We start from the raw sequence: 16957 nt of genomic DNA on the forward strand, positions 1-16957 counted from the left end.
ATAGGCTCTTGCGTATGACGCAAGACGGCGATCTGGACGGTCTGGTCCGCAAGCGGATCAGAGGGCTGCGGCTGGCCCGGGGTTGGTCGCTGGACGACCTGGCTGCCCGTTGCTACCTGAGCCCCTCCACCCTGAGCCGCATCGAGACGGGCCACCGACGCATCGCCCTGGACCAGCTGGCCCCGATCGCCCGCGCCCTGGGAACCACCCTCGATGAGCTGGTGACCTCCGTCAGTGACGACGACGTGGTGATCAGACCGCACCGCGACGTGGCCCGAGGGACCACCACCTGGGTGCTGAGCCGGGAGCCCGGGCCGAACGGCGTCACTGTCGCCAAGATGCGGATCACCAGGCCGGCACCCGTACGCGGCGCCGAGGAACTGCGGGTCCATCCGGGCAGGGACTGGTTCACCGTCCTGTCCGGAACGATCGTGCTCCTGCTGGGAGAGCGGACCATCCTGGTCGAGGCCGGCGAGGCGGCGGAGTTCTCGACCATGATTCCCCACGCCTTCGGGGCTCACGCGGGCCCGGCGGAGGTGCTGTGCATCCTCGACCACGACGGACAGCGCACCCATCTGCGGCCCTCGACCTGAGCGGCCGCGTCCGCCCGCCGCGACCGGTTCAGCCCGGCGGGGCAAGGTGGCGTTGCGCCCATTCGCCGATGTCGCGGCGTTCGATCGCGGTGGCCATGAGGTCGGGGAACGCGTCGGGCGTGCAGGCGAACGCGGGGATCCCCATGCCGGCGAGCGCGGCGGCGTTGTGGTGGTCGTAGGCGGGCGCGCCGTCGTCGGACAACGCGAGCAGCACGATCACCTGGACGCCGGCGTTGGTGAGCGCACCGATCCGGCGCAGCATCTCCTCCTCGATCCCGCCCTCGAACAGGTCGCTGATGAGGACGAGGATCGTGTTGTTCGGGCGGGCGATGAGTTGCTGGCCGTAGGCGAGGGCACGGTTGATGTCGGTGCCGCCGCCGAGCTGGGTGCCGAACAGCAGGTCGACCGGGTCGGCGAGGTGGTCGGTGAGGTCGACGACGGCGGTGTCGAAGACGACCAGGGACGTGCGCAGGGACGCCATGGAGGCGAGCACCGCGCCGAACACCGCGGAGTAGACCACCGAGGACGCCATCGATCCGCTCTGGTCGATGCACAGGACGACGTCGCGTTGGACCGCCTGCTGGCGGCGGCCGTAGCCGATCAGGCGTTCGGGGACGATGGTGCGCTGCTGGGGTTGGTAGTGGCGCAGGTTGGCGTGGATGGTGCGCTGCCAGTCGATGTCGGCCTGCCTGCGTGGCCGGGAGGTGCGGGCGGCCCGGTTGAGGGCGCCGGTGATGGCTGAGCGGGTGCGTTGGGACAGGCGCGCCTCGAGCTGGTCGACGACCTTCGCGACGACCGCGCGTGCGGTGTCGCGGGTCGCCTCGGGCATCACGTCGTTCAGGGAGAGCAGGGTGCCGACCAGGTGGACGTCGGGTTCGATCGCCTCGAGGAGTTCGGGTTCGAGCAGGAGCCGGGTGAGGTTGAGCCGTTCGATGGCGTCCTTCTGCATGACCTGGACGACGCTGGCCGGGAAGTAGGTGCGGATGTCGCCGAGCCAGCGGGCCACCCGCGGTGCGGAGGCGGCGAGGTTCCCGGCGCGTTTGGGGTCGCCGGTACGGGGGCGCTGGTCGGAGTCGTAGAGGGCGGCCAGGGCGGCGTCGACCTTGGCGTCGTCGCCGGACAGGTCGGCGCCGGTGCCGTCGTCGCTGCCGCCGAGGACGAGTCGCCAGCGGCGCAGGCGTTCCTCGGTTGGTTCGCTCACGGCTGCCTCCCTGTCAGGCCGAGGATGGCGGCGACCGCGCGGACGGCGGGTTCGGCGCGGGCGTGGTCGAGGTCGTCGTCCTCGGGGCGGTTCGCGCGCTGGTCGCCGGCGTGTGGGTCGCTGGTGTGGCGGCGCATGCGGTCGCCGATGGCGCGGCGCTCGGGTGCGTCGAAGGTGCCGAACGTGCGCCGCAGCAGCGGGAGTACGTCGTCGAAGGTGTCGGCGGGTAGATCCGCAAGCCAGGCGTCGATGAGGTGGAGCAGCCGGTCGTCGTGGACGAGGAGCAGCCCACCGCCGGACAGGAATCCCTCCACCCAGGCGGCCACGTGCGCGGGGGCGGCGCCGACGGAGACCGCGCGGGCCATCCGGACGCCGGCGGCGTCGGCGTCGAGGCGTTCGGCGTCCAGCAGCAGCCGCACCAGGCGGCCCTCGATCAGGCCGGGCAGGTCGTCGCGGGTGGCGATGCTGGCGAGGGTGGTCTCCCAGCGTTGCCGGTGTTCGCGGTCGGCGAGCAGGTTGACGGCGGAGTGGACGGCCTCGATGTGGTCGAGGAGTTCGCGTTCGGCGTCCTCGTCGAGGGCGGAGATGGCGGGTGGAAGGTCGACGCACATGCGGACGACGATCTCGGCGATGACGGCGCGGAGGCTGCCGACGTCGGTGCCGCGGACGTCGCCGTAGCGGACGGAGCGGACCAGGGCGGGCAGGGCGGCCATCAGGTGGGTGACGTCCCCGTCGAGGGCGGCGCGTTCCCCGACCGCGGCCAGGACCGCGGGCAGGGCGTCGGGCAGGTCGGCGAGCAGGCAGTGTTCGGTGAGGGTGCTCAGCTCGGACAGGGAGGCGGCGTCGCGGGCGTTGGCGGTGGCGCGGGCGATCGCCGCGTCCGCGACGGTGTTGCCCCACATGCTCGCCTCGATCAGGGCGAGGTCGAGTTCGGGTCGCCAGGCCAGCGTCCACAGTTCGTGGAAGGTGCCGCGGGAGCCGGCGATCTCGCCGGGTTCGCCCCACTCGACGTCGAGCAGGCGGAGCCGGTGCAGGAGGCGGCTGCGTTCGAGGTCGGTGGGTTTGCGCAGGTCCAGGTCGAGGTCGCGGTCGAGTGCCTCGGGTTTGAGGCGGAGCCGTCGTTGCGCGGCGCGCAGGTCCTGTTGGAGGGGCACCATCGGGGTCGCGGCGGGTACCTGGCCGAGGCGTTCACCGACGACGAGTTTGCGCTGGACGAGTTCGACGGGCAGGTCGGCGCCCTCGCACAGGACGGCGCGGGTCGCCTCGGTCACCTCCGCGAGCCCGGGCAGCGGCCGGCCGCGCAGGGAGGCGAGGGTCTCGGCCAGCCGGACGCCCTCGATGACGTGGGCGGAGGAGACGGGCAGGCCGTTGTCGCGCAGGATCCTGGCGGTTTCGGTGAGCCAGCGTTCGATGGGACGGTCGGTGGTCTCGAAGAGGTGGTGGTACCAGCCGGGCGACTCCACGCCGGCGCCGTAGCCGCTCCAGTACGCGAGGCGGCTGTGGGTCCAGGGCACCCAGGTCATGGCGACCTTGGTCTTGGTCCGGCCCTTCAGCACCCGGTTGTCGGCGGCGGCGGTGGGGAGGTCCAGCAGCGCGGGGACGTGCCAGGCGCCGCAGACGACGGCGATCCTGGTGTACCCGTCGGCGAGGGTGCGGCGGAGCACGGTGCGCATGTACGCCTCGCGGCGTGCCTCCTCCTCCTGCTCGCCGGCGGGCTGGGCCGGGGCGTGTTCGCGCAGCGCCGTCATCGCCTCGGCGATCGCGGCGAACGGTGCGGGTTCGCCGTCGCGGCGGTGTTCGATGACGTCGTCCCACCAGCGTTCGGCGTCGTCGTAGCCGGCGGTCTCGGCGAGCCAGCCGAGCGGGTCGATGCGGACTCCGGCCTCGGCGGAGCCGCGTCGGCGGCGGCCGGTGTGGCGGGGTGTGGCGAGGACGTTCGCGGCGGGCAGGTCGCAGAACCGCACCGGGATGCCGGCGTTCAGGGCGTACTGGATGGCCTGCCACTCCGGGGAGAACGACGCGAACGGCCAGAACGCCGACCGGTTCGGTTCGCCCGGAACGTAGGCCAGCAACGCGACCGGCGGCTCCATCTCCGGGTCGGCGGCCAGCGGCACCAGCGCGTCCGCCTCGGGTGGTCCCTCGATGAGGACCACGTCGGGGCGCAGGTCGGCCAGCGCCGCCCGCAACGCGCGTGCCGTGCCCGGGCCGTGGTGGCGTACGCCGAGCACGGTGACGGCGCCAGCCTGATCGGCCGACAACCGCGACGTGGTGGGTGTGGTCAACCGGATACCTCGCGGCAGGCTCGGTAGAAGTCGGCCCAGTCGCGGCGTTCGCGGACCACCGCCTCGAGGTACTCCTGCCAGACCACCCGGTCGGAGACGGGGTCCTGGATGACGGCGCCGGTGATGCCGGCGGCGATGTCGGCGGGGCGCAGGGTGCCGTCGCCGAAGTGGGCGGCGAGGGCGATGCCGCTGGTGACGACGGAGATGGCCTCGGCGGGGCTCAGGGTGGCGCTGGGTGACTTGACCCTGGTACGGCCGTCGCTGGTGACGCCTTCGCGGAGTTCGCGGAAGACGGTGACGACCCGGCGGATCTCGTCCAGGCCGGGCGGGAGTTCGGGGAGTTCGAGGGCGCGGCCGAGTTCGGTGACGCGGCGGTGGACGATCTCGACCTCCTCATCGGCGGTGGCGGGGACGGGCAGGACGACGGTGTTGAACCGGCGGCGCAGCGCGCTGGAGAGTTCGTTGACGCCGCGGTCGCGGTCGTTGGCGGTGGCGATGACGTTGAAGCCCTTGCGGGCCTGGACCTGGCTGCCGAGTTCGGGGATCGGCATGGTCTTCTCCGACAGGACGGTGATGAGGGCGTCCTGGACGTCGGAGGGCATCCGGGTGAGCTCCTCGACCCGGACCAGCCGGCCCTCGGTCATCGCCCGCATCACCGGGCTCGCCACCAGCGCCTTGTCGGTGGGGCCCTCGGTGAGCAGGCGGGCGTAGTTCCAGCCGTACCTGATCGCCTCCTCGACGGTGCCGGCGGTGCCCTGGACGAGCAGGGTGGAGTCACCGGAGATCGCGGCGGCGAGGTGTTCTGACAACCACGTCTTGGCGGTGCCGGGGACGCCGAGCAGGAGCAGGGCCCGGTCGGTGGCGAGGGTGGCGACGGCGACCTCGACGATGCGCCGGTTGCCGACGTACTTGGGGGTGATGGGGGTGCCGTCGACCTCCCCTCCGTGCAGGTACGTCGTCACGGCCCAGGGTGAGAGGTGCCAGCCGGGTGGGCGAGGCCGGTCGTCGTGGGCGGCGATGGCGGCAAGTTCGGCGGCGTACTGCTGCTCGGCGTGGGCGCGCAGGACTCCTTCGGGCAGGCCGGGCAGGCCGGCGGGGTCGGGCGAGCCGGTCGGGTTGGGCGTGCCGGTCGGGTTGGGCGTGCCGGTCGGGTTGGGCGTGCCGGGTGCGTCAGGCGAGCCGGTCGCGGCGTCGGGTGGCGTGGTGTCGGTCAACGGAGTTCCCTCAACATGTCGTGGCGGAAGCGCAGGGTGGTGGCCAGGCGCCGCAGCGCCGGCCACGGGTGCTCGGCCAGGTCCTCGGCGCGCTCGTGCAGCTCGGGCGGCAGCCGCAGCGCCGCGACGGCGCAGAGTCGCTCCCCGAGTCCGGTGTACTGCCTGCCGGCCTGCACGATCCTGGTCAGGGCCGCGGCGGCCAGCTCCTCCGACCAGGGCCCCGCGATCTCGGTGAGCAACTCGACCAGTTCGACGCCGAGCGCGGCATTGGTGACGATGCCGGCGGCGTGCGCAGCGCGTTCCTCAAGTGGGAGGACGGCGAGGAGCCGGCCGGCCAGAATGCCCTCGCCGAGAAGGGCTCTGGCCCAGGTGGGGTCACGTTGGGTGATCGCGGCCCGTGCCCAGCCGGTGATGACGGGCTGGTGCCAGTCGCCCGCGTCGAGGGCGACGATCTGCGCGGGGGTGGTGCCGAGCCGGCCCGTCCAGGTGGAGAGCGGGGTTCGGGCGAGGAGTTCCTCCAGCCACCAGGCGCGTTCGCCGGCGACGTCGGGTGGGCGGAGCTGGACGCCGTCGCGTTGGGCGCGGGCGTCGCAGCTGGTCGGTGGGTCGACGAGGAGCTGGCCCGCGTGTGGTCCGAGGGTGAGGCACGGTGTGGCGCGGCGGGCCATCCGAGCGGACAGGGCGCTGCCGGGGATTCGGGCGAGCAGGTCGGCGGCGGTCTGGCGTACCTCGCGGCGGGGGTCGTCGAGGGCCGTCTCGAGGAACGGTTCGTCGCCCGGGGTGAGGTCGGCGCCGAAGGAGGTGAGGAACGCGATGCGGTCCTGCGGGGTCTCCTGCGCCCAGGTCCCCGCGAGGAGGTCGCGGGCCCGGTCGGGGTGCCTGGCGCGCAGGTGGGCGAGGTAGCCGCGGCGGCCGCCGGGGTCGCCGTACTCCCAGATGTCGGGGTCGATTTCGGCACCGTCGGCGGTGTCGGAGGTATCGGCGGTGTGAGCCTGGTCGAGCAGGTACGCCCAGTCGGGGTTGAGTCCGGCGAGCCAGCGGGCCCGGTGGCCTCCGACGGTGCTGACCAGGCCGCGGATGCGGGGGTTGCCGCGGGCGCGGTCGAGCAGGGCGGGCAGCAGATGCCCGGGTACGCGGAGCCCTCGGTCGGCGGCGGCGGTGAGCCACTCGGGCAGGGTGCCGGGGTGTTCGCCGGCGAGGATCCTGGCCAGCCGGTGGGCGGCGGCACGGCTCACGGCCGGCCTGTCGTCGGGCCGGCTCGGTGCGGGCAGGTCGCGCTGGGCGGGCTGGAACCCGGCGCGGCGCCGCGCCACGAGCAGGGCCGCGCGGTCGAGCAGCAGCGCGGCGGGGTCGGCGTCGTCGGCCGCCGCGGCGCTGGTCCCGTCCAGTCCGTCCAGTTCGTGGAGGTCGGTGTCGGGTACGGGGCGGCGTTCGGTCCCGACCAGGGCAGCCGACACGAGGGCGTCCCACTGGCTCACAGGGCATCTGGGGTGGAGGCCCCGCCCTTCACTGCGGGGAGGAAGCCCTCTGCAGCAGACACTTCCTGTCGGTCCTCTCCTTTAGGTTTAGTGTGATATCTCGGTTTCGTGTGGTCCCCACGCCTGCCCAGGAGGCAGGGCTGGTAGAGCACTGCCGACATGCACGGTACGTGTGGAACCTCGGTCTGGAACAGCGGCTCATGTGGCGGCCCGACCGGCGTGCAAGCCCGCCCGGCTACGCGGAACAGGGCCGCCAGCTGACCGAGGCGCGCGCCACCGAGCCGTGGCTGGCCGCTGGGTCGTCTACCGTGCAGCAACAAGCGCTTCGTGACCTTGATCGGGCGTGGCAGAACTTCTACGCTGGCACACACCGCCGGCCGACCTGGCGCAAGGCAGGCAGGAATGAGGGCTTCCGGATCGTCGGCGCCCAAGCCCGCCGGGTGCGAAAACTGAACCGCCGTTGGGCCGAAGTCATTGTTCCGAAGGTCGGCTGGGTGCGGTTCCGGCTCTCCCGGCCCGTCCCCGCCATCGCAAGGTCCTACCGCATCACCCGGGACTGGGCCGGCCGCTGGCACATCGCGTTCGCTGTGGTACCCGGCCCTATCCCCGCACCCCACAACGGTGAGATCGTCGGTGTCGATCGGGGTGTAGCCGTCTCGGCTGCACTGTCGACCGGTGACCTTCTCCGCCTGCCCCCAATGACCGCGCGCGAGGCGTCCCGTCTGCTTCGCCTCCAGCGCCGGCTCGCCCGCGCGAAGCGCGGATCCAACCGGCGCAGCCGAGTCAAGACCGCGATCGCCAGAATCAAGGCCGCAGAAGCCAACCGACGCAAGGACTGGGTCGAAAAGACCAGCACCGCTCTGGCCCGCCGCTTCGACTTGATCCGTGTCGAAGACCTGCGCATCCAGAGCATGACACGTTCGGCTCGGGGCACTATCGAGAACCCCGGCAGGAACGTCCGGCAGAAAGCCGGGCTCAACCGTTCGATCCTCGCGTCCGGCTGGGGGCAACTGGTCCAACGGCTCGAACACAAGGCACCCGGGAGGGTCCAGAAGGTCCACCCCGCGTACACGTCCCAGACGTGCTCGGCGTGCATGAACGTCGACCGTGAAGCGCGTGAGAGCCAAGCGCGCTTTGCATGCCGGTCCTGCGGACACACCGAGAACGCTGACGTCAATGCGGCTAGAAACATCGCGGCAGGGCGTGCCGTGACTGCACGGGGAGGCCCGCCGTGGGGCGAGCCTGCGAACCGCGAACCTCAACCTATCCTCCTCTCCGTGTAGAGCGATGGGTTGGAATCCCCCGGCTTTCAGCCGAGGGAGGACGTCAAAGCGAGACCACCTCTCCCTCGGCGCTCCAGGCGGTGAGCGGGGTGAGCCCGCGCGGGGTCCATTCGGCGGCGACGGTGACGGGGTGGCCGCCGGACAGCCCGACCAGGGGCCAGGGGTCCTCCACGGCGGGGTGGAGTTCGAGCGCGGCGCCGGTGGGGTCGGCGAGCGCCCAGGTCGGGGACCGCGTGGGTACGACGTCGGCGAGGACGACGGGCCAGGTGTCCAGCCAGGGATCGCGGGCGAGCGCGTCGGCGTAGGAGGTGAGGGCGCCGGTCACGGTGTGGCCAGGCGGGCGAGTGGGTGCGGGCATGGCGTACCGCTCGGTGATCACCGCCCGCAGCGGCAGCGCGCCCGGGTAGAACACGAGGTCGGCGTCGATGGTCGTCCCCACCACCAGCGGGACCTCCATCGGCTGGCCGGGTGGGGCGAAGGCCAGCAGCAACGCCATCGTTTCGGTGCTGGCGCCGCGCAGCCAGGTGCGCCTGGTGACCAGCCGGTCCAGGTCGATCTGGTGGACGCCCAGGACCTGCCAGTGGTCGCGGACCGGTACGCCGGACCTGATCTCCTCCTGCCGGATCGTGAACCCGACCCGGGTCCGGACGGTGGCGCGCATCGGCTCCTCGAACTGCGGGAGCCGCCGGTAGGCGACGGTGAGGAGTCGCAGCAGCGCGTACTCCTCCAGCAGCCGGCCCGGCCAGCCCTCCCCCGAGGCGGGGACCGCGGCCAGCCGACTCACCCACGCCCCGACACTGCCGGCCTGGGAGTCGACCAGCCGGGCGGCGACGGTGTCCCAGTCGCGGTAGCTGGCGCGGGCGGCGCCGGCCAGACCTCCGCGTACCTGGTCGCGCAGCCACCGGTCGAACTCCTCCAACCCCGCGGCGACGCGGTCCTCCCGCTGCCGGGCTCGGCGCTGCGCCGCGGCCGGGTCGGCGATCGGGGCGTCAGGCCCGCGGCCGGCCTTGCGTTCGGCGCGTTCGGCTCTCTTGGCGGCCCACTCGGCGACCCAGTCCGGCCGGTCGCCGGTCGTGCCGACGGTGCCGTCGGACCACAACAGCAGCAGTGCCAAGGCGTGCTTGCAGGGGAGTTTCCGGCTCGGGCAGGAACAGGAGAAGGCGGGTTCGGACAACTCGGCACAGGTGCGGTAGGGCCGGGCGCCGGAGCCGTGGTACTCCCCCCACACGACCGGGCCGGTGTCCTCGTCCTCGCCGGCCGGCGAGGACCAGCCGGTGCGTGACCAGCGCTCGGCGGTGGCGATGCTCTGCGCGGCGAGGTGGGAGGAGGCATCCGATGCCATTGCCAGCACCTGATCCCTGCTCCACTGCTCGACCACGGCGGCCACCCTAGCCATCAGGACCGACGAGACCCCGGAGTCGCTCCCCGCGGCGCGCATTCGGGGCGTTCCCGGCGTTGCCATGTCGACACTACTCACCGTCACCAGCCTAGAACGACATCCGCCCAACCGGCTGCGGCGTGGGCATCGGCGGTCCTGCCGCCGATGTCGACTGACCACGCCGGTTCGGCGGCCTCGTCGACAACGCCCGGTACTTTCCTCTCAGGAAAGAACCTGCTACTTTCCTCACAGGAAAGTGCGGCTGGCAGGAAGGACAGGAATCGCATGAGACCTGAAGAGGCACAGGCCGCGCTGGACGATGTACGCCGTCGCGGCGCCCAGTCCCGGGCCGAGTACCTGCGGTACGGGTTCTCCCGCCCCTATCTCCTGGTCTCGGCCCTGCTCCTGTTCATCTCCTTCGCCTCCTTCGACCTGCCGAATCCATGGGGTGGGGCGGTGCTGTTCCCGGCGGTGGTGCTGCTGGTGGGCATGCTGACGGTCTGCCTGCGCCGGGCGACCGTGCGCAGACCAATGACCTCCGGGGAGGCCCTGCTCGCGGCGGCCGCCGGGATTGCCCTGGTGGGGCTGTTCAGGGGACTGTCGGCGGCAGCGCAGGCGGGCGGCGTCCCGGTCCCGCACACGGTCGTGGCCGCCGCGCTCAGCGTGGTGAGTCTGCTGGTCGCCGACCGGGTGCGGGACACCCTCGTAGCGCGGGTACGAGGCACGGACGGGCGTTGAAGGCGCTGATGGACAACGACTTCGACGAGTTCCTGCACGTCCCCGCGCGGCTGGCGATCGTCGCGCTGCTGGCGCCGGCGAGCTGGACGGATTTCGGTTTCGTTCGGGAGGCGGTCGACACCAGCGACTCGGCACTCTCCAAGCAGCTCTCCGCCCTCGCCGCCCAGGGATATGTCGACATCCAGAAGCAGAAGGGCCTGGGCGCGCGGCGCACCTTGGTGCGACTCACCCCGCAGGGGCGGGAGGCGTTCCGGCGCCATGCCGCGGCCCTGGAGCGGATCGCCGCCGCGGCCCGGGCCCCAGAGCCCTCCGAACCGACGAGTTGACCTTGTGATGATCAGTCTTCGATGAAGAACTGCGGCAGGTTGGTGGCCCCCGGGTTTGGATAGAGCCGGACTATGTTCTTCGGAACGTTGTGCAACCGGTCTGTCGCGACTCCGAACGTCCGCGGCGCAAGCGACGTTCCAATCGCATAGAACTGCTCCTTCGAGATCCTCAGTACCTCCATGAAGAGCCTCTTCTGCTCCTTGAGGTCAACGGTTTGCTGCGCCTCGTCGTAGAGAGCCAGTTGCTCTCTCACCCGCGCCGGAGGCCGCTCACCAGCTCTGCCTCGCGACTCGTACCACTCGCCCCACGGAACGGCAAACCGTGAGCCCGCTCCTGTGGGCAGATACCACTGGGGAATGAGCATCGCGTTCAGGCCGCCGTCGCCTTGGTACACCTGCGCGTCGAAGTCGTTGCCGTTCGTGCGGCTGGTGTACAGGGTGATGTCCAGGGACTGGATGTTCACGTCAACACCGACAGCCCGCCAGTATCCCCGGACGAGGTCCATCGTGGGTGCGAACGTCGGGTCGCCGTTGGTGGACGGGACCATGACCGAGAAGAACAGTCGGCGTCCGTCCGGCCGGAGCCGAAAACCGTTCCCGTCACGTTGGCCCAGTCCTGCACGGTCGAGATGTTCGTTGGCCTTCGCCAGGTCGTGCTCGGTGTACTGGGTGGCGAACTCCTCGTCGTAGAACACCGACTCCGGCCGGGGAGCCGCCTGCCACGGTCTGCCCTGACGCTGGAGGACTCCTGTGATGATCTCCTTCCGATCGATGGCGTACGACATGCCGACACGGAAGTCCTTGTTCTGGAAGACTGCTCGAAGAGCTGGATCCTTGTGACAGAGGTTGAACGCGATGTTCATGTTGTTGTTGAAGGACCAGTTGCAGTCGAAGAAGTGGAACCTTCCCTGCTCTCGTTTGGAAGCAAGTACCGGCTTGAACGCGGGGGTGCCGACCCGCCACATGTCGAAGTCGATCTCACCGTTGGATACCTTCAACAGGATTACCTGCGGATCGCTCATGAGATGGTACGCAATCCTGTCGATGTAGGGCAGTTGGTTGCCGTCGGTGTCGACCTTCCAGTAGTAGGGGTTCCGCTCGAGGACGATCCGACTGGTCGAAGCCGCGGCCGGTTTCCACGCGGACAACGTGGGAAGGTCCGGGTTACCCCAACGATCGGTCTTCGCGAGCAGGAGCTGGCTCCACTGCGAGAATCCCTGCTGTCTCGCGGAGTCCTCCGCATCCGCGTTGAACTTCGGGTGGAACCGGCTGAGGTAGTGACGTGGCAGCGTGACCAACGACAGTCCCTCAGAACTCGCGAGCCACATGGGGAAGATGCCGTTGGGGAGGTCGAACGTGAACGCCACCGTGTGGTTGTCGATCTTCCGGATCTTCGCGGGCGCGCCCGTAGGCGCCAGGTACGCCGGTGCAGCCGGGTACAGCTCCTCGTTCAGGAGTACGTCGTTGTACGCGAAGAGCAGGTCGTCGGCCGTGAATGGATGCCCGTCCGACCACCGCATGCCCTCGCGAAGGTGGAATCGGTGCTCCTTGCCGGACTCGTCGATGTCGTACGACTCCGCGATGTCGGGGAAGGTCTTCGTGAAGGTCGGGTCCCAGCGAAGGATCTGGTCGTATCCCGCTGTCGCGTTCATCCAGCCGTCCTGTGGACTCTGAATGACCGCATTCAGGGTCCCGCCATAGGTGCCGGTTCGCTCGACGGGCGTGACCACAAGTGGGTTCTTCGGCAACCGCTCCGCCAGCGGCGGCAGGTCACCCTTCCGGACCATGTCCGCCAGGCCAGGGGCCTGTCGCTCAGTTCCGGGCCCAGGATTTTGGTGTCCACCGCCTGACGGGTTCTGCTTCCCATCGCCTGACGGGTCAGTGGACAACAGGTCGCACCCGGTCAAGGATGCCGTGGAGGCGAGGAGTGCGGTGGTCAGCACAAGACGTCTTGTTGGCACGTTCGCTGAGGCAGGTGGGCGGGTCATCGGCGCACCCCTTCCGCGTTGGGACAGAAAGTTGCCACGTTACGGACCGTCGCCGGTGGCCTCCGGACGGTCACGTCGCGCGTCCAGGGCTGGACATCAGGTCCTGTCATTGGTCCTGCCCCGCGACGTGTGCCCCCCAAGGACGCTCGCCCGCGTCAGCGTCCCGCGAGTCCGGTCAGCGTGATGCCGCGGACGAAGTGCTTCTGGGCGAGGAGGAAGAGGACGAGCAACGGAATGATCGTGATCATCGTCGCCGCCATCACGAGGTGCCAGAACTGCCCGAACCTGCCCTGGAACCACATGAGGCCGAGCGGGACGGTGTACTTCTCGTTCTGCGACAGGTAGATCAGCGGGCCCATGAAGTCGTTGTAGTGCGACAGGCCGGCGAAGATCGCGACGGTCGCCACCGCCGGGCGGCACTGGGGGACGATGACCTGCCAGAGGATCCGGAAGTTCGAGGCGCCGTCGACCTTCGCCGCCTCGTCGAACTCCTTCGGGATGGTCATCATGTACTGGCGGAGCAGGAAGACGTAGAAGGCCGGCGCGAACCACGCGGGCAACCACAGCGGGTAGAACGTGTCGATGAGGTGCAACTGCTTGAAGATCACGAACATCGGCACCAGGGTCACCACCGGCGGCAGCATCATCGTCGCCAGCATCGCACCGAAGATGAGGCGGCGGCCGGCCCAGCCCAGGCGTGCCAGCGCGTAGGCCGCCGTGATCGCGCTGAGCACCGAGCCGACGGTTCCCAGGACAGTCACGACGAGGGTGTTGACGATGAAGGTCGCGAACGGCAGGCGGGTGAAGACCTCGCCGTAGTTGCTCCAGCGCGGTTGGTTCGGGATCCAGTCCACCGGCACCTCGAAGACCTGGCCGGGGGCCTTGAGCGACGTACTCGCCACCCACAACAACGGCATCAGGAACGTGATGCCCAACACGATCAGGACGATGTGCAGGAGCAGGCGTCGCGACCCGACGACCCATCGGGTGTCGCGCCCGGCGCGGTCTGGCACCCGGGCGGCCGCCGAGCCCGTCGACCTGTCCTCTCCTGCGGTCCGGATGGCATCCATCGACTCACCTTCCCGTTGCGCGGCCCGCGAGGAGGCTAGAGCGCGCCCTCGTAGTAGACCCACCGACGCGAGACCAGGAACTGCAGCAAGGTCAGCGCCACGACGATGAAGAACAAAAGCCACGACAGGGTGGCCGCGTAGCCCATGTTGAAGTACTGGAAACCGTTCTGGTAGATGTACAGAACGAGGAAGCGCGTGGCGCCTTCGGGACCACCGTTGGTCATGATGAGCGCCTGGGCGAAGACCTGGAAGCTTCCGATGATCCCGACCACCATGTTGAACAGGATCGTCGGCGAGATCATCGGGACCGTGATCGACCGGAACCGTTGCCAGGCGTTGGCACCGTCGATCGTGGCCGCCTCGACCAGGGACTGCGGCACGCCCTGAAGGCCGGCGAGGAAGATGATCATCTGTGGGCCGACGAACCACAGGCTCATGAGGATGAGCGCCGGTACCGCCCATTTCGTGTCGAAGAGCCAGTTGACGGGTCCGATCCCGAACCATCCCAGGACGTGGTTCAGGACACCGAACTCGGTGTTGAAGAGTTGGCTGAACACCACGGCACTGGCGACGATCGGTGTGATCGAGGGCAGATAGAACATCAGCCGGTACAGGGCGAGGCCCCGGATCTTCTGGTTCAGCATCAGCGCGAGAGACAGCGCGACGACGAGCTGGAGCGGCACACCGACGAAGGTGTAGTAGGCGGTGACGCCGAGCGACTTCCACAGATCCGCGTCGTGAGCGGCCTGCCGGATGTTGTCGAACCCCACGAAGCGGGGCGAGGTGATGAGGTTCCAGTCCTGGCTGGTGAGGAACAGCGCGTACACCATGGGGCCGAGCCAGAAGATCAGGATTCCGAGTAGGAGCGGACTGGAGTAGAGCAGACCGTCGCGCAGGGCCCTTCGTCGACGTGCTCCCGGCCGCACGTCGACCTGGGACTTCACTGCGAGGGTGGTGGCCATCGAATGCCTCCTGGTCGCGCGGCGAGTCAGTTGCCCGACGGTTCGCGTTCGGCCCAGTACCTGTCAAGTACGCGTTGCAGAGCCGGCTGGTACTGCTCGACGATCTCCGCCGCGCTTCGCTGGCCGGACTGCAGGGCGGTCCACATCGAGTCCAACGGTTCACCCCCGTAGGCGTTGATGGGGGACCCTTCTCCCATCACCAGCGGCGTGGTGCCCTCCCGCTGGCTCACCACGAACGCGTCGGTGTTGTGGAAGCGGAAGTCCCGCCCGGCGATCGGCGCCCAGATCCGCTCCACGTTCGTGGGCGTGGCGCACATCCGGGCGCCCTCGGCGATGATGCGCTGCCCCACGTCACCGGTGATGAACTTGATCAGCTCCCACGCGCCCTCCTTGTGGGTGGACTGTGCCGCCATCACGTGGCCGTGGATGTGGGCGTAGCTGTAGTTGCCGCCGCCGGTGCCGGCCGGGGGCGGAACCACGTCGTAGTTGATGCCCGCCTTGGTGGTCGCGAGCGGCCCGTAGAGGTTGGGGAGATACCACGGGCCCTCGAGCACCATGGCCACGCGTCCGGTCGCGAAACTGATGCCGCCGCCCTGGATGGCCGAGGGGCCGGGTGACCATCCCTTCGAGATCGCGTCGCACAGCGTGAACTGCAGGGCCGAGACGATGTCGGGCTGGTTCCACATCGCCTTGGTCGGCTCGACCACCCGGTCCCACTCGACCTCACCGTTGCGGCGCATGAACGGCACCGCTCGCCCGTAGGCGCCCAGGAAGCCACCCGCCTGCGCCCAGCCGTAGTACTTCTTGCCGCCCTCGGTGAAGGTGAGTTCCGGGACCATCTGCTGGAACTCCTCCCAGGTCCAGCCTGGGCGGGGATAGGGCACGCGACGTTTGTCGAAGAGGTCCTTGTTGTAGTACATGACGAGCGACCCACCATCGACCGGCGCCATGTAGGTCTGGTTCTTCCACCTGGTGTTCCAGGTGAAGTTCTCGATGTTCGGCCACCGCTCGCGCACGCCGTCCCGTTCGATGAACTCGTCGAGGGGGTGCAGGACCCTGCTTTCCGCGTACGGCTGCCACATCCAGCCCTGGATGTACATCACGTCCGCCGGGATTCCCCCGGCGAAGTTCGCCAGCACCTTCGCGTAGTAGTCGCCGGTGTACTGCTCGGCCTTGGCTCGGTAGGTGTCCTGGGACTGGTGCCACGCGTTGAGGATCTTCTCGTAGATCGCCGCGTCGGAGACGTCACCCCAGACCGACAGGCGGATCCTGGTGTGCTTGCTCGTCGCCGGGACGAAGCCCTCGATGGTCCCGTCGGGTAGAACGCCACACCCGGAGGCCGCGGCGGCAACTGTGCCTATCCCGGCAGCCCCGATGAAGCCGCGTCTGGTCATCCCCGCACGCCGTTCCATGAGCTTCTGCGCCTCCTCGACTTCTGCGCCGGGCAGCATGCCTGGGCCCGTGCGGTCAGCGGTCGCAGCCGCCTTCACCGGTGGGCCGCACGTAGGGCCGGGCCCACGTCGATCGTTCCCTTGTAGGCATAGGGGTCCTGCCCGGCGACCAGCACGACGTCGCGGTAGTCCCACTTGGCGACGTGCACATCGTCTGGCACACGGCGCCACGGCAGCAGCGACTCGGCGCTCATGTAGTGGTTGGCCAGCGCGCGGCGGAAGCCGTGGCGGCCGGAGTTCGGCAGCGACCGGTGCAACAGGTAGCCGTTGAAGATCACCGCCGCGCCCGCCGGGATCTCCACCGGGACGGCGTCCTCGTCCTGGTAGGGGAAGTCGTACAACTCCACCGCGCAGTCGAACCGCTCGTCGTCCTGCTCACGGTCGGGGTAGAGGACACCGCGGCGGTGCGAACCCGGGAGCACCCACAGGCAACCGTTCTCGATCGTCGCGTCGTCCAACGCGATCCAGGCCGCGGTGAGGGAGCGGTCACGGGTCGGGATGAAGAACTCGTCCTGGTGCCAGGCCTGACCCGGTTTTCCTTCGGCCTTCACGAACAGCATCGACTGCATGGCCTTGACGTTCGGGCCGATCAGCCGGGTGAGGACGTCCACGATCCGCGGATGGTGGAAGGATCGGGCGATGACCTGCGACAGTTTGTTCGGGAAATGGATGCACAGATAGCGCCGCATCACATCGTCGTCCGACTCCTCGGCGCTGGCCTGGAACCCGTCGCGGATCTCCCCCAGGTCGCCACGGCACAACCGCACCCCCTCGAGGTTGATCTCCGCCACCTCATCGGGCGTCAGGGCGTTCTTCAACACCCCGAACCCGTCCTCGCGAATCTGCTCGATCAACGCGTCGTCAACGGTCTCGTGCAGCACCACCGAAGCTGACTTCGTACCGGCTGAGTCACCAGCGGACATTGAAGGCTCCTTCAGGAGAAGGCTTCCCCGCCAACTCAGCATGCGCGGAGCGGCGTCGCGCCGCTACGCC

The 16957-nt window shown here is 69.5% G+C and carries 14 protein-coding genes; 4 read left to right on the top strand and 10 right to left on the bottom strand.

The window, feature by feature from the left end; genetic code table 11:
- The first annotated feature begins 14 nt into the window (after nt 1-14).
- Nucleotides 15-593: a helix-turn-helix domain-containing protein gene (locus HEB94_RS33665; RefSeq protein WP_192753571.1), complete on the top strand. Its 579-nt coding sequence runs from the start codon at nt 15-17 to the stop codon at nt 591-593.
- Nucleotides 594-621: 28 nt separating this feature from the next.
- Here HEB94_RS33665 and HEB94_RS33670 read toward each other — a convergent pair whose 3' ends face one another.
- The 4 genes from HEB94_RS33670 to HEB94_RS33685 are packed head-to-tail and all read right to left on the bottom strand — an operon-like array spanning nt 622 to nt 6768.
- A complete protein-coding gene (locus HEB94_RS33670; protein WP_192753572.1) occupies nt 622-1794 on the bottom strand; it encodes a VWA domain-containing protein in 1173 nt (390 codons plus the stop codon).
- Nucleotides 1791-4076 (bottom strand): DUF5682 family protein, encoded by a 2286-nt coding sequence (locus tag HEB94_RS33675; RefSeq protein WP_192753573.1) that lies wholly within the window; start codon nt 4074-4076, stop codon nt 1791-1793. Before HEB94_RS33675 ends, HEB94_RS33670 begins: the two co-directional genes overlap by 4 nt.
- Nucleotides 4073-5290 carry an AAA family ATPase gene (locus tag HEB94_RS33680; protein ID WP_425550409.1) on the bottom strand — a complete coding sequence of 406 codons (1218 nt, stop codon included), beginning with the start codon at nt 5288-5290 and terminating at the stop codon, nt 4073-4075. Before HEB94_RS33680 ends, HEB94_RS33675 begins: the two co-directional genes overlap by 4 nt.
- On the bottom strand, nt 5287-6768 hold the full coding sequence (locus HEB94_RS33685) for a DUF5691 domain-containing protein (protein WP_192753574.1): 1482 nt from the start codon (nt 6766-6768) through the stop codon (nt 5287-5289). Before HEB94_RS33685 ends, HEB94_RS33680 begins: the two co-directional genes overlap by 4 nt.
- A 110-nt stretch (nt 6769-6878) precedes the next feature.
- Here HEB94_RS33685 and HEB94_RS33690 point away from each other — a divergent pair, with 110 nt between their 5' ends.
- Nucleotides 6879-8051 carry an RNA-guided endonuclease InsQ/TnpB family protein gene (locus tag HEB94_RS33690; RefSeq protein WP_337918097.1) on the top strand — a complete coding sequence of 391 codons (1173 nt, stop codon included), beginning with the start codon at nt 6879-6881 and terminating at the stop codon, nt 8049-8051.
- Between the two features lie 43 nt (nt 8052-8094).
- On the opposite strand, the gene HEB94_RS33695 is transcribed toward HEB94_RS33690, so the two are convergent.
- Nucleotides 8095-9528, bottom strand: a complete 1434-nt coding sequence (locus HEB94_RS33695; protein WP_202896713.1) for an SWIM zinc finger family protein — start codon at nt 9526-9528, stop codon at nt 8095-8097.
- A 186-nt stretch (nt 9529-9714) separates the two neighbouring features.
- Between HEB94_RS33695 and HEB94_RS33700 the strand changes: the two genes are divergently transcribed.
- Together HEB94_RS33700 and HEB94_RS33705 are read left to right on the top strand one after the other, a co-directional pair.
- Nucleotides 9715-10167 (top strand): hypothetical protein, encoded by a 453-nt coding sequence (locus tag HEB94_RS33700; RefSeq protein ID WP_192753575.1) that lies wholly within the window; start codon nt 9715-9717, stop codon nt 10165-10167.
- The gene (locus tag HEB94_RS33705; protein ID WP_202896714.1) at nt 10164-10493 is read left to right on the top strand and encodes a transcriptional regulator; all 330 of its coding nucleotides are present in this window, start codon (nt 10164-10166) and stop codon (nt 10491-10493) included. Before HEB94_RS33700 ends, HEB94_RS33705 begins: the two co-directional genes overlap by 4 nt.
- An 11-nt stretch (nt 10494-10504) precedes the next feature.
- On the opposite strand, the gene HEB94_RS33710 is transcribed toward HEB94_RS33705, so the two are convergent.
- The 5 genes from HEB94_RS33710 to HEB94_RS33730 form a co-directional block, all read right to left on the bottom strand.
- Entirely contained in the window at nt 10505-12145 is a 1641-nt protein-coding gene (locus HEB94_RS33710) for an ABC transporter substrate-binding protein (RefSeq protein WP_192753576.1), read from the bottom strand.
- A 491-nt stretch (nt 12146-12636) separates the two neighbouring features.
- Entirely contained in the window at nt 12637-13551 is a 915-nt protein-coding gene (locus HEB94_RS33715) for a carbohydrate ABC transporter permease (protein ID WP_192753577.1), read from the bottom strand.
- Nucleotides 13552-13586: 35 nt separating this feature from the next.
- Complete coding sequence (locus HEB94_RS33720; RefSeq protein ID WP_192753578.1) at nt 13587-14513, bottom strand: carbohydrate ABC transporter permease; 927 nt, start codon at nt 14511-14513, stop codon at nt 13587-13589.
- Nucleotides 14514-14539: 26 nt separating this feature from the next.
- Nucleotides 14540-15964, bottom strand: a complete 1425-nt coding sequence (locus HEB94_RS33725; RefSeq protein ID WP_192753579.1) for an ABC transporter substrate-binding protein — start codon at nt 15962-15964, stop codon at nt 14540-14542.
- A 35-nt stretch (nt 15965-15999) separates the two neighbouring features.
- Nucleotides 16000-16887, bottom strand: a complete 888-nt coding sequence (locus tag HEB94_RS33730; RefSeq protein WP_238361710.1) for a phytanoyl-CoA dioxygenase family protein — start codon at nt 16885-16887, stop codon at nt 16000-16002.
- Nucleotides 16888-16957: the final 70 nt, after the last annotated feature.

This window comes from Actinopolymorpha pittospori (assembly GCF_014873875.1).
GTDB classification, from domain to species: Bacteria; Actinomycetota; Actinomycetes; order Propionibacteriales; family Actinopolymorphaceae; genus Actinopolymorpha; species Actinopolymorpha pittospori.